The 12,486-nt window shown below is 61.8% G+C and carries 12 protein-coding genes and 1 tRNA gene; 8 read left to right on the plus strand and 5 right to left on the minus strand.

What is annotated here, in order from left to right:
• Positions 1 to 68: 68 nt before the first annotated feature.
• The 4 genes from MUU54_RS23115 to MUU54_RS23130 all read right to left on the minus strand — a co-directional run bounded on the left by MUU54_RS23115 (position 69) and on the right by MUU54_RS23130 (position 2,402).
• Positions 69 to 773: a ribonuclease activity regulator RraA gene (locus tag MUU54_RS23115; protein WP_247246304.1), complete on the minus strand. Its 705-nt coding sequence runs from the start codon at positions 771 to 773 to the stop codon at positions 69 to 71.
• Between the two features lie 241 nt (positions 774 to 1,014).
• Positions 1,015 to 1,185: a hypothetical protein gene (locus MUU54_RS23120; protein WP_247246305.1), complete on the minus strand. Its 171-nt coding sequence runs from the start codon at positions 1,183 to 1,185 to the stop codon at positions 1,015 to 1,017.
• A 64-nt stretch (positions 1,186 to 1,249) separates the two neighbouring features.
• Positions 1,250 to 1,325: transfer RNA gene (locus MUU54_RS23125), tRNA-Thr, on the minus strand.
• Between the two features lie 120 nt (positions 1,326 to 1,445).
• Positions 1,446 to 2,402 carry an NAD(P)H-dependent flavin oxidoreductase gene (locus MUU54_RS23130; RefSeq protein WP_247246306.1) on the minus strand — a complete coding sequence of 319 codons (957 nt, stop codon included), beginning with the start codon at positions 2,400 to 2,402 and terminating at the stop codon, positions 1,446 to 1,448.
• Between the two features lie 233 nt (positions 2,403 to 2,635).
• Here MUU54_RS23130 and MUU54_RS23135 point away from each other — a divergent pair, with 233 nt between their 5' ends.
• Positions 2,636 to 3,766: a type IV pilus modification PilV family protein gene (locus MUU54_RS23135; RefSeq protein ID WP_247246307.1), complete on the plus strand. Its 1,131-nt coding sequence runs from the start codon at positions 2,636 to 2,638 to the stop codon at positions 3,764 to 3,766.
• Between the two features lie 9 nt (positions 3,767 to 3,775).
• On the opposite strand, the gene ppk2 is transcribed toward MUU54_RS23135, so the two are convergent.
• Positions 3,776 to 4,657: a polyphosphate kinase 2 gene (gene ppk2, locus MUU54_RS23140; protein ID WP_247246308.1), complete on the minus strand. Its 882-nt coding sequence runs from the start codon at positions 4,655 to 4,657 to the stop codon at positions 3,776 to 3,778.
• 148 nt (positions 4,658 to 4,805) lie between these two features.
• Between ppk2 and phoR the strand changes: the two genes are divergently transcribed.
• The 7 genes from phoR (at position 4,806) to phoB (ending at position 12,438) form a co-directional block, all read left to right on the plus strand.
• Positions 4,806 to 6,053 carry a phosphate regulon sensor histidine kinase PhoR gene (phoR, locus tag MUU54_RS23145; protein WP_247246309.1) on the plus strand — a complete coding sequence of 416 codons (1,248 nt, stop codon included), beginning with the start codon at positions 4,806 to 4,808 and terminating at the stop codon, positions 6,051 to 6,053.
• 189 nt (positions 6,054 to 6,242) lie between these two features.
• On the plus strand, positions 6,243 to 7,283 hold the full coding sequence (locus MUU54_RS23150) for a PstS family phosphate ABC transporter substrate-binding protein (RefSeq protein ID WP_247246310.1): 1,041 nt from the start codon (positions 6,243 to 6,245) through the stop codon (positions 7,281 to 7,283).
• Between the two features lie 70 nt (positions 7,284 to 7,353).
• Complete coding sequence (gene pstC, locus MUU54_RS23155; RefSeq protein WP_247246311.1) at positions 7,354 to 8,814, plus strand: phosphate ABC transporter permease subunit PstC; 1,461 nt, start codon at positions 7,354 to 7,356, stop codon at positions 8,812 to 8,814.
• Complete coding sequence (gene pstA / locus MUU54_RS23160) at positions 8,811 to 10,145, plus strand: phosphate ABC transporter permease PstA (protein WP_247246312.1); 1,335 nt, start codon at positions 8,811 to 8,813, stop codon at positions 10,143 to 10,145. The genes pstC and pstA overlap by 4 nt, the downstream gene beginning before the upstream one ends.
• Before the next feature lie 12 nt (positions 10,146 to 10,157).
• The gene (gene pstB, locus MUU54_RS23165; protein ID WP_247246313.1) at positions 10,158 to 10,973 is read left to right on the plus strand and encodes a phosphate ABC transporter ATP-binding protein PstB; all 816 of its coding nucleotides are present in this window, start codon (positions 10,158 to 10,160) and stop codon (positions 10,971 to 10,973) included.
• A gap of 43 nt (positions 10,974 to 11,016) precedes the next feature.
• A complete protein-coding gene (gene phoU / locus MUU54_RS23170) occupies positions 11,017 to 11,736 on the plus strand; it encodes a phosphate signaling complex protein PhoU (RefSeq protein WP_247246314.1) in 720 nt (239 codons plus the stop codon).
• An 18-nt stretch (positions 11,737 to 11,754) separates the two neighbouring features.
• On the plus strand, positions 11,755 to 12,438 hold the full coding sequence (gene phoB, locus MUU54_RS23175) for a phosphate regulon transcriptional regulator PhoB (protein WP_247246315.1): 684 nt from the start codon (positions 11,755 to 11,757) through the stop codon (positions 12,436 to 12,438).
• The last annotated feature ends 48 nt before the right edge of the window (positions 12,439 to 12,486 follow it).

Genomic DNA, 12,486 nt, shown 5'->3' on the forward strand with positions numbered 1-12,486 from the left:
GAGCGAGCCATCCGGCAGGAATGGCGTCGTGGCGATGGCGTAGACGCCTTTTGATTGGGTAGAGAAGGTCATCGTGCGTCCTTCCACGCCTGGTAGCGGGCCTTCGTTTCGGCATTCATGGGATAAAGCCCAGGTAGCGGAACGCCACGATCCACCTCCGTCATGATCCATGCTTCCATTTGCTCCTGTTCCGGCGCCTCGGCCAGCACGGCGTCGACCAGCTTGGCGGGGATCAGCACGGCCCCATCCTGATCTGCGACGACGATGTCATCCGGGAAGACGGCGACGCCGCCACAGGCGATCGGTTCCTGCCAGCCGACGAAGGTGAGGCCCGCGACCGAAGGCGGCGCAGCAACACCCTCGCACCAGACGTCCATGCCGGTTCCGAACACGCCCTCCGCGTCGCGCACTACGCCGTCGGTCACAAGTGCGGCAACGCCACGCTTGACCATGCGCGAGCAGAGAATGTCACCGAAGATGCCGGCGTCCAGCACGCCCATGGCATCCGCAACGGCGACACAACCTTCCGGCATGGCTTCGATCGCGGCGCGGGTCGAGATGGGGGAGGCCCAGCTTTCCGGGGTCGCCAGGTCCTCGCGGGCAGGAACGAAGCGCAGTGTGAACGCAGGGCCTACGACCCGCGCCTGTCCCGGCTTCAGCGGCTTCGTGCCGCGCATCCAGACATTGCGCAGCCCCTTCTTCAGCAGGACGGTGGTCAGGGTGGCGGTGGAAACGTTCTTCAACGTCTCGACGATCTTCGGATCAAGCGGCATGAAATCTCCTCGCGCGGCGGAAGGACAAACCCTTCACGGCGCGGGATAGTCTGTTGCCACATCGAACGCGTCAAGGAAGGAAAAGCAGGTTTCCGGCTTCTCCCTTAGAAGTCGCAAATCCCGCCCCGGTCGGTGCGGATCCGGCCGCCGAGATCAAGGCACGCGTCAGCGTCGGATGTACCCCGCGGCCACCAGGCTGTCGCTGCGGCCAAGACAATCAGCAGATGCCATCCACCTCGTCTCAATCCTGCTCTGTGATCCTATCCGTGTCGCCGTTCTGGAAGATCCGCCGATCTTTATTGGGCTTGGCCGGATCGAAGTTCTCAACGGGTTGCACTGGTGCATTGGCCGATATAGCCGCATCGTCCGGCGTTTGCTTGCTTTGCTGTCCTTTGTCAGGTCGATCGGTCATGTCGTTCTCCCGTTATATTCAGGGAAAACGATCAAAGCGCCAGATTGTTCGGAAGAGGGGAGAATGGTGCCGCTTACGTGACTCGAACACGTGACCCCATCATTACGAATGATGTGCTCTACCGACTGAGCTAAAGCGGCCCATGCAGCGGCTCCGGGCCGGCTGCGATGTGATGCGGCTGATACAGGCAAAGGTCGGTGATTTCAAGCCGCGATTTCGGCTCAGATGTCATTTTCCGCTGCTCTGCCGTGAGGGTCTCCTCAGGCGCAGATGCGGGCACGGGCCTCTTGGTACTCCCGTTCCAGCCGATCAACCAGTTCCGCAACGGGAACGACCGCCTTCACCGATCCGACGCCCTGGCCGGCGCCCCAGATGTCTTTCCATGCCTTGGCGCCCGTGGCCGCCTTGTCGAAGTCCATCTTGGAGGGATCTGCGGGCGGCAGGTTGTCGGGATCCATGCCCGAGGCAAGGATCGACCCCTTCAAGTAGTTGCCATGAATGCCGGTGAAGTAATTGGAGTAGACGATGTCGGCCGCCTGAGACTGCGCAATCATCTCCTTGTAGGCGTCGACTGCGCGGGCTTCCTCCGTGGCGATGAAAGGCGTGCCGATATAGGCCATGTCAGCGCCCATGGCTTGCGCTGCGAGGATGCCGCCTCCGGTGCCGATCGCGCCGGCGAGCAGCAGGGGGCCGTCGAACCATTCGCGGATCTCCTGCACCAGCGCAAACGGGGAAAGCGTGCCGGCATGACCGCCAGCACCCGCCGCCACCGCAATCAGGCCATCGGCGCCCTTGCGGATGGCTGAGTTGGCGTGGCGGTTGTTGATCACGTCATGCAGCACGATGCCGCCATAGGAGTGGACGGCCGCGTTCACCTCCGGCACCGCACCAAGCGAAGAGATCACGATCGGCACCTTGTACTTCACGCACATCATCAGATCATGCTCCAGCCGCTTGTTGGAGGTGTGCACGATCTGGTTGACGGCAAAGGGAGCGGCGGGTTGGTCAGGATGGGTGGCGTCATGTGCCGCCAGTTCTTCCGTGATCATCGCCAGCCACTCGTCGAGCTGGCTTTCCGGGCGCGCATTGAGGGCAGGGAAGGCACCGACCACGCCGGCGTTGCATTGTGCCAGTGTCAGCGCTGGATGCGAGATGATGAAGAGCGGTGAGGCGACCACCGGTAGGCGCAGTTTCTCCTTCAGGATCGGTGGCAGCATCTTTTGTCCTCCTCAAGTGACGTTTACGCGCACGTCAATTCTCTAGCAGAGCCGGGGACACCGGAAAAGAGCTGAAGTGCTTGTTGAGGGTGGCTTGGTGCTGGTAGCCCCAGATTTGCCTGATTGCTTGTGCTTGCAGTTCATGACCGGAGGGATTACCGAAACGTAAGAATCCGGAGCGAAACAGGCAGGGACTGGCATTGAGCGGTTTGGAGACAGCGATCAGGAACGCGTTGGAGAAGTCCGACCGCACCAATCCGGAGATCCGTGCGCGGATCTATCAGTCGGCGCGGCAGGCGCTTGAGTCCGGCCTGTCGAAGCAAGGCGTAACCGATGGCCAGGTGATTGCGCTGCAGCGCCAGCGGCTCGAACTGAAAATCCGCGAGATCGAGGGCGAGGAACGCAGCCACGCTCACCCAGTGAACCCGCCGCCGACTCGCGAGGCGGCACAACCTCAAGCGGCGAAGCCGGCTCCGCAGCCGGAACCCGCGGCCGCAGATGCCTTTCTCCTGGGCGGGGCTCTACGCGGCGAGGCCGTGGACATGCAGCCTGCGCAGACGAGCGATCTTTCGAACCTTGATTCACTTCGGGCAGAGCGCGATGAGCGCCCGGGCCAGACGCCACCTCCGGCTGAAGAACCCACCAAGGCAAAGGGCAAGCGCCGGCGCCGCGGGCGCGATGCCGCCATCCTCGACGCGCCGCCGGAGCGCTCGGCAAAGCCGCGGCGGCGGCGCGGCTTCCTTTCTGTTCTCGTTGCCTGGCTGGTCTTGTTTGGGTTGCTCGGTCTGGCGACGTGGTGGGCCTACTCGTCCGGCTTCATTCAACAGTCGCTGCAGAGCGCCATGGAGGCGGCCGAGCAGGCGTCTTCTGCTCCGGCGTCCGGTCAGACGGGTCTCGGTCCACAGGTCGGCTTCTCGGAGGAGTGGATCCGGGTTTTCAACGGCACGAATGCGGCGGTCGTTCAGGCCTCGCCGCCGGCAACGCTGGAGCCCATCGAAACGGCGAGCGGCCCCGCCCTTCGCCTCGCCTCGGCAGCAGGTGCTGCAACGGCCGATATCGCCATCGAGGTTCCTGCCGAACTCCTGCAGCAGCTCGCCGGCCGCACGTCTACCATTGCGCTCACGGTCCAATCAGGCGCCGATACCGGCGCGGAATTCTCCGTCCTCTGCGACTTCGGCGGTCTCGGCACCTGCGCCCGGCATCGCTTCACCGCCCATCAGGAAAAGGCCGACGCGCTCTTTCGCGTTACCTTCGCAGACACGGTCACGGGTAATGCCGCCGGCAGGCTTGTGCTCAGCACCAGCATTGCGGGAGAAAGCAACCCCGTCCTGCTCTACGCGGTTCGAATCTTGCCCGGTCAGTAAACGGGTCTGTCAGCGAAGGAAGTCCGGGCCGTCGCCGAGAATATTGTGGCCGATGTCGCCGATCGCCTCGCGATCGCGCCCCTCGTAGTCGATCGACAAGAGCAGGTGACGGATCACATTGATGCGTCCCCGCCGCTTGTCGTTCAGCTTCACCACGGTCCACGGAGCGTGCTCGGTATGGGTTTTCTCCAGCATCCGGTCACGGGCCTTGGTGAAATCATCCCATTTGGTCAGCGCGGCAATGTCCATGGGGGAGAGCTTCCAGATCTTCAAGGGATCGTGCCGCCGGTCATGGAAGCGTTTCAGCTGCATTTCCTGGCCGATGTTCAGCCAGAACTTGAAGAAATAGATGCCGTCATCGACGATCATCTCCTCGAAGCGAGGTGCTTCGTGAAGGAAGGTCTTGCACTGCTCTTCGGTGCAAAAACCCATTACCGGCTCCACCACGCCGCGGTTATACCAGGAGCGGTCGAAGAGCACCGTCTCGCCTGACGTTGGGAAACGTGTGACGTAGCGCTGGAAGTACCACTGGCCGGCCTCTGTTTCGGTTGGCTTCGGCAGGGCCACGACCCGCGCCGTCCGCGGATTGAGGTAGGCACGGATGGAGAAGATCGTCCCCCCCTTGCCGGCCGCATCGCGGCCTTCGAACAGCGCCATCAGGCGTTTGCCGCTGGCGTTCAGCCAGAACTGAAGCTTGACCAGCTCGATCTGCAAGGCCTCGAGCGCGTTCTCGTACTTATCCTTGTTCATCTTGTTGTCATAAGGGTAGCCCTCGGAGGCAAGGGCTCCGTCATGAACCCAGTCCGGCAGCTTCGGATCGTCAATATCAAAGGCGCGCCGGTGTCCGCCGATCTTCAGTTCGACCGTCCGATCCTGTCTACTGCTGCTCATTGGTTGCCACTCCTTCTGCTAAGCCCGGGCCGTAACGCGCGAGATAGGCCGGAGGTTTAAATTATCGTTCTTCCACCGGCCGTCGATGTATATCTGTCATGGAAGCGGGCTAAGAGCTGGGAATTCGGGAGCGGGAGGTGATTCATTCATGGTGTCTGAATGGGGGACCTGGTTGAGCAAGCGGTTCGGCGGTGCTTGGCCGCTGCTTGTGGCGCTTTCTCTGGCGGGCGCACTCAGTGTCTTTGCAGGCGTTCCCCTCTGGCAGGCGGCGCTGGGCTGGTTCGTCCTTGCCGGGCTGACGCTGGTGGCCGACCGCACGCCGATGCAGTCCATGCCGTCAATGATGCAGGCGCTCGAGGAGCCCAAGGCGCACGATCCTGTCGAGGACATTTCCGCCACTCTTGATGCAATGGAGACGGCAGCGCTGCTGCTCGACTCCGAAGCCAACCTGGTGTTCCAGAACCGCGCGTCCGATCGGCTTCTCGGAGCTCTCCCTGTCGGTGCGCACGTTTCCGCGCGGCTCCGCTCCCCCGCCGTTCTGGACATGGTCCGCGAAACGCTCGCCACTGGCAAGCCGAACCAGATAGAACATGCCGAGCGGCTGCCATCGCAGCAGGTCTACATTGTCCGCATCGCGCCGATCGACCTTCGCCGGCATGAGGAAAAGGGTCAGCTCTATCTTCTCTGCTTCCGCGACATCTCTGAACTCCGCCGCCTGGACCGGATGCGCAGCGATTTCGTCGCCAATGCAAGCCATGAACTGCGCACGCCGCTCGCCTCCTTGCGCGGCTTTATCGAAACCCTGCAGGGGCCAGCAAAATCGGACCCGAAGGCGCAGGAGCGTTTCCTGTCGATCATGCTGGACCAGTCCACCCGCATGAGCCGCTTGGTGGATGATCTCCTCTCGCTCTCACGTCTGGAACTGAAGGCGAACGTCGCACCGGAGGGCAAGGTCGACCTCGTGCCGTTGCTCTCGCATGTACGGGACTCGTTGGTGCCCCTCTCGGAGGATCTGGGAGTTAAGATCAACCTCCATCTTCCGTCTGCGCCGGTAGAGGTCACGGGCGACCGTGATGAACTGGTTCAGGTTTTCGAGAACCTCGTCGAGAACGCCTGCAAATACGGCCAGGATGGCGAGCGCGTCGACGTCCTTCTCAAGGCCGAGGATTCAGGACCGGTCGAGGTCACGGTGGAGGACCATGGTCCCGGCATTCCTTCAGAGCATGTGCCGCGCCTGACGGAGCGCTTCTATCGCGTCAGCGTTGCCGACAGTCGATCTAAGAAGGGGACCGGGCTTGGCCTGGCGATCGTTAAGCACATCCTTACCCGCCACCGGGCTCGTCTGATCGTCAGTTCGGAAGTCGGCAAAGGGAGCCGCTTTACCGTCCGTTTTTGACATATTAGCTGGGCGAGAAACGCATTTATCCGAAAATGCGCTATTCTTATAATCACTTATGCTGTCATAAATGTTTCATCGGAATGACATAAAAGCGAGGTCGTGAGGCCGCTATGAGTGGCCTGCCGGGCGCTGGCGAAAGCAAGTTGACGCGGCCAAATTCACACAAGCGCATGATGGGAGATCCTCATGAACATTCTGAAACTTTCTGCTGCAGCACTGGTAGCCTCCGTGGCTTTCGCTGGCGCCGCTGCTGCCCGTGACCAGATCCAGATCGCTGGTTCCTCCACCGTTCTGCCTTACGCCTCCATCGTCGCTGAAGCTTTCGGCGAAAACTTCGACCATCCGACCCCGGTCGTTGAGTCGGGCGGTTCGGGCGCCGGCCGTAAGAAGCTCTGCGAAGGCGTGGGCGAAAACACCATCGACATCGCGAACTCCTCTTCGCGCATCAGTCAGTCGGACATCGACACCTGCAAGGCTAACGGCGTTAACGAGATCCAGGAAGTTCGCATCGGCTACGACGGTATCGTCTTCGCTTCGGACATCAATGGCCCTGAATACAAATTCACGCCGGCCGACTGGCACGCTGCACTGGCTTCCAAGGTCGTCAAGGATGGCCAGCTGGTCGACAACCCGAACAAGAACTGGAGCGACATTCGCTCTGACCTGCCGGATCAGCCGATCCTCGCCTTCATCCCGGGCACCAAGCACGGCACGCGTGAAGTTTTCGACGAGAAGGTCATCTTGACCGGTTGCGAAGAGAACGGCACGATGGAAGCCTTGAAGGCTGCTAACAACGGCGACGAAGATGCGGCTGAAGATGCCTGCATGGACCTTCGTACGGACGGCGTTTCTGTCGACATCGACGGTGACTACACCGAAACCCTGTCGCGTATCGACGCCAACAAGAACGGCATCGGCGTCTTCGGCCTGTCCTTCTACCAAAACAACACCGACAAGCTTCGCGTCGCCACCATGGGCGGTGTAGAGCCTTCGGTTGAGACGATTGCTTCCGGCGAGTACCCGGTTTCCCGTCCGCTGTACTTCTACGTGAAGAACGCGCACCTGGACGTTATCCCGGGCCTGCAGGAATACGTCGAGTTCTTCGTTTCTGACGACATGGCCGGCCCGAACGGCCCGCTCGCTGCCTACGGTCTGGTTTCCGATCCGGAACTTGCCAAGACCCAGGAAGCCGTCAAGAACCGCACCCCGATGGGGCCGCTGAACTAATCCGGCACGTCTCTCTGGCGGCGCAAGCAATGCGCCGCCAGTTTCCTTTCACCCAGAGGATATCAGCCAGATGAGCGTTGGCAGCATCGTTCTTGTCGTCCTAGTGCTCGCCGTCGTCGGCTATGTTCTCGGAAGGCGCCGCGCCCTTTCGACCTCCGCCGCCACCGGAACGCGGCTTCACTCCCTCCCCGGCTATTACGGCCAAACCGTCGCTCTTTTCGTGGCAGTGCCGGCTCTGCTGGTGCTCGCAGCCTGGCTGTTCGCTCAGCCGATCCTGATCGAAAACCGGGTTCGCGGCATGATCCCCGACAGCGTCATCCCTGAAGGCGGCGCCCGCAGCCTCGTGATGGCGGACGTGCGCAACATTGCCGGCGGCCTCGACGCAGTCCTGCGTCGTGACGCTCTCAATGAGGACGCTCTGGTCAACGGCAACCTGGACTTCTCCAATGTCCGTGTGCGCCTCGCCGACGTCGGTGTGGCTCTTGGCAGCGACGTGCCGCGCGAAGTCTTCGATGCAGCTGTCACCTACCGCCAGAGCGCCAAATACGGCAGCATCGGCATGACGGTCGTCGTACTCGCGATTGCGCTTGCATTGGGCGCGTGGTCCTTGATGCGCATCAAGCCGAAGTTGCGTGCACGCAATGTCAGCGAGAACTTCATCCAGGCCCTCCTGATCGCGTCATCGACCATCGCCATCCTGACCACGGTCGGGATCATCTTTTCGCTGGTGTTCGAGACCGCGAACTTCTTCCGTATGTATCCGGCCTCAGAGTTCTTCTTCTCGACCGTGTGGAACCCTCAGTTCCGGGGCGGCTCTGACCTCGGTATCATCCCGCTTCTGTGGGGTACGCTTTACGTGTCCTTCGTGGCATTGCTCGTCGCCGTGCCGATCGGTCTGATGATCGCCATCTATCTTGCCGACTATGCCGGTTCCAGGCTGCGTAGCTTCGCCAAGCCAGCCATCGAGATCCTCGCCGGCATCCCGACCATCGTCTACGGTCTCTTCGCACTGATCACCGTGGGCCCCTTCCTGCGAGACTGGATCGCGCAACCGATGGGCCTGGGTAACTCCTCGTCATCGGTGCTCACCGCCGGCCTCGTGATGGGCGTGATGATCATCCCCTTCGTCAGTTCTCTGTCGGACGACATCATCAATGCGGTGCCGCAGGCGATGCGCGACGGCTCCTTTGCGCTCGGCGCGACGCAGTCGGAAACCATCAAGAAGGTCATCTTGCCGGCAGCGCTTCCTGGCATCGTCGGCGCCATCCTGCTGGCCGCCAGCCGTGCCATCGGCGAAACCATGATCGTGGTGCTGGGGGCCGGCGCCGCCGCCCGCCTCGACCTCAACCCCTTCGAGGCAATGACCACCATCACGGTCAAGATCGTCAGCCAGTTGACCGGCGATACCGAATTCGCAAGCCCCGAGACGCTCGTTGCCTTTGCGCTGGGTCTTACGCTCTTTGTCTTCACGCTGGCGCTGAACGTGCTCGCCCTCTACATCGTGCGCAAATATCGGGAGCAGTACGAATGACCGACGCGATCGCTGCAACACAGGGCAAGGCAGCTCTGTCCGGTGACGCCCGCACGCGCCGCCGTCACGCGGCCGAGCGCCGCTTCCGAATGATGGGCCTCTTGGCGGTCGCCCTCGGCGTGCTCGCCCTTGTGGGCTTGCTGTTCTCCATCCTGTCGAGTGGCCTGTCGTCCTTCCGCCAGACCTATGTGACCATGGATATTTACCTCGATCCGGGCATTCTCGATAAGGCGGGCAACCGCAATCCAGAGGATCTCGCCAAGGTCACCACCTTCGGCTACGCGCCGCTGATCAAGAACTCGCTGGCGAAGGCCATGAACGACAAGGGCTTCAACAGCCAGTTGGAAGCGGGTCCCGCCGCCGAACTGGTCTCCGCGGAAGCTCCGGCGATCCTGCGCCGCTACGTGCTCAACAACCCCGATCAGATCGGCGAGACGGTGGAATTCAACCTCCTCGCCTCCGGACGCATCGACGGCTACTACAAAGGCCGTGTCACGATGGCGAGTGCTGAACTCGACCGCAACATTTCGCCGGAGCAGTTGCAGCTGGCCGACGAGCTGAAGGAAGCCGGCATCCTCACCACGCGCTTCAACTGGGACTTTCTGACCGCACCCGATGCCTCCGACACCCGGCCTGAAGCGGCCGGCGTCGGCGTCGCTATCCTCGGCTCGGCTTATATGATGCTGATCGTCCTGGCGCTTTCCCTGCCGATCGGTGTTGCAGCCTCCATTTATCTCGAGGAGTTCGCGCCGCAGAACTGGTTTACCGACCTCATCGAGGTCAATATCGCCAACCTTGCTGCCGTACCCTCCATCGTGTTCGGCATCCTCGGTCTGGCGGCATTCATCAACTTCGCCGGTCTGCCGCAGTCGGCACCGATTGTCGGCGGCCTCGTCCTGGCGCTGATGACGCTTCCGACCATCATCATCGCCACCCGTGCTGCGCTAAAAGCTGTTCCGCCGTCGATCCGCAGCGCTGCCCTTGGGGTCGGCGCATCCAAGATGCAGGCGATCTTCCACCACGTCGTTCCGCTCGCCATGCCGGGCATCCTCACGGGAACCATCATCGGTCTGGCCCAGGCACTCGGGGAAACCGCTCCGCTGCTCCTCATCGGCATGGTCGCCTTTGTGCGTGACTACCCCGCAGCGCCGCCGGAAGGCTTCTTCGATCCCGCGTCCGCTCTGCCGGTGCAGGTCTACAACTGGACCCAGCGCGGCGACCCGGCCTTTGTGGAGCGTGCCTCAGGAGCCATCATCGTGCTACTGGTCTTCCTGCTGCTCATGAACCTGATTGCCATCATTCTTCGCCGTCGCTTCGAGCGGCGCTGGTAAGGGAGGAGCGTTATGAACATGCTGACTGAAGCTGCGACCGAAAAAGCGCTGGAACGGAAAATGAGCGAAATCAACTACAAGATGGTCGGCAAGGACGTGTCCGTTTATTACGGCGACAAGCGGGCCCTGTTCGACGTCAATCTCGGCGTCCGTAACAACACGGTTACTGCGCTCATCGGCCCCTCCGGCTGCGGTAAGTCCACCTTTCTGCGCTGCCTCAACCGGATGAACGACACGATCGCCAATGCCAAGGTGACCGGCAAGATCACGCTGGATGGGCAAGACATCCACGATCCGGATATTGACGTCGTGGAGCTTCGCGCCCGCGTCGGCATGGTGTTCCAGAAGCCGAACCCCTTCCCGAAGTCGATCTACGAAAACGTCGCCTACGGCCCGCGCATCCACGGCCTGGCACGCGGCAAATCGGACCTCGACCAGATCGTCGAAAGCAGCTTGCAGAAGGCGGGCCTCTGGGCGGAAGTCAAGGACCGCCTGCATGAGGCCGGCACTGGCCTGTCCGGCGGCCAGCAGCAGCGTCTGTGCATCGCCCGCGCGGTCGCCGTCTCGCCGGAAGTGATCCTGATGGACGAGCCCTGCTCGGCGCTCGACCCGATCGCCACGGCCAAGGTCGAGGAACTGATCCACGAGCTGCGGACGAACTATTCGATCGTCATCGTCACCCATTCCATGCAGCAGGCAGCCCGCGTCTCCCAGCGCACGGCGATGTTCCACCTCGGGCATCTTGTGGAGGAAGACGACACGGACAAGATGTTCACCAATCCCAACGATCAGCGCACCCAGGATTACATTATGGGCCGCTTCGGCTGATCCGGCTCCGGCTGTCAGGCGCAAACATTCGAGGAGCAAAGTCATGCCATCGACCCACATCATGTCGGCTTATGATGAAGAGCTTAAATACCTGAAGCGCCGCATTTCGGAGATGGGCGGCCTTGCCGAGCAGATGTGCGCCGATGCCGTGCGGGCGCTCGTCAACTCCGATACCGCTCTGGCGCAGAAGGTGATCTCCGACGACGTGATCCTCGACACGGCGGAACGCGAGATCGGCGAGAAGGCGATTGTGACGATCGCCAAGCGGCAGCCGATGGCGTCGGACCTCCGCGAGATTATCGGCTCTCTCCGTATCGCCGCCGACCTCGAGCGGGTGGGTGATCTCGGAAAGAACACCGCAAAGCGCGTCATTGCTGTGCAGGAAACGGGGATTCCCCGCAACCTCGCCCGTGGTCTGGAGCACCTGTCGGAGCTCGCACTCGTACAGCTGAAGGATGTGCTCGACGTCTATGCGACGCGGTCTGCCGAGAAGGCCGAGGCCATTCGTCAGCGCGACGAGGAGATCGACGCGATCTATACCTCGCTGTTCCGCGAGCTGCTCACCTACATGATGGAAGATCCGCGCAACATCACCAGCTGCACGCATCTTCTGTTTTGCGCCAAGAACATCGAGCGCATCGGCGATCATGCCACCAACATCGCCGAGACGATCTATTACATGGCCACCGGCTTCCAGCCGGACGGCGAGCGGCCGAAGGATGACCGGTCCAACACGCTCAGCACCATTCTGAGCGACGAGTAAGACCGACGGAGCATTCGCATGCAGCCTAAGATTACCGTTGTGGAAGACGAAGAGGCGCTGAGCGTTCTTCTTCGTTACAACCTGGAAGCGGAAGGATACGAAGTCGAAACGATCCTGAAGGGCGATGAAGCCGAGGTGCGGCTTCAGGAGCGCATTCCGGATCTCTTGATCCTCGACTGGATGCTGCCCGGCGTGTCCGGCATCGAGCTTTGCCGGCGCTTGCGCATGCGCCGCGAAACGGAGCGTCTGCCGATCATCATGCTGACGGCCCGTGGCGAAGAGAGTGAACGCATTCGCGGCCTCTCCACCGGGGCCGATGACTATGTGGTAAAGCCGTTTTCCACGCCGGAACTGATGGCGCGGGTCAAAGCCATGCTGCGCCGCGCACGGCCGGAAGTTCTGTCGGCGGTTCTGCGCTGCGGCGATATAGAGCTGGATCGCGAGACGCATCGGGTTCACCGCAAGAGCCGCGAAGTTCGTCTTGGCCCGACCGAGTTCCGTCTTCTGGAATTCCTGATGTCGTCGCCCGGCCGCGTCTTCTCCCGCTCGCAGCTTCTGGACGGCGTCTGGGGCCACGACATCTATGTCGACGAACGGACGGTCGACGTCCATGTCGGGCGCCTGCGCAAGGCGCTCAACTCCTCCAACATGCAAGATGTCATCCGCACCGTTCGCGGCGCGGGTTATTCTATGGAGACCTAATCAGCGCCTCTGCGCGGGACAAGGAACAAAGAAGCGGGCCGGAGCCCG

It is taken from the genome of Pseudorhizobium tarimense (assembly GCF_022968135.1).
Classification (GTDB): Bacteria; Pseudomonadota; Alphaproteobacteria; order Rhizobiales; family Rhizobiaceae; genus Neorhizobium; species Neorhizobium tarimense.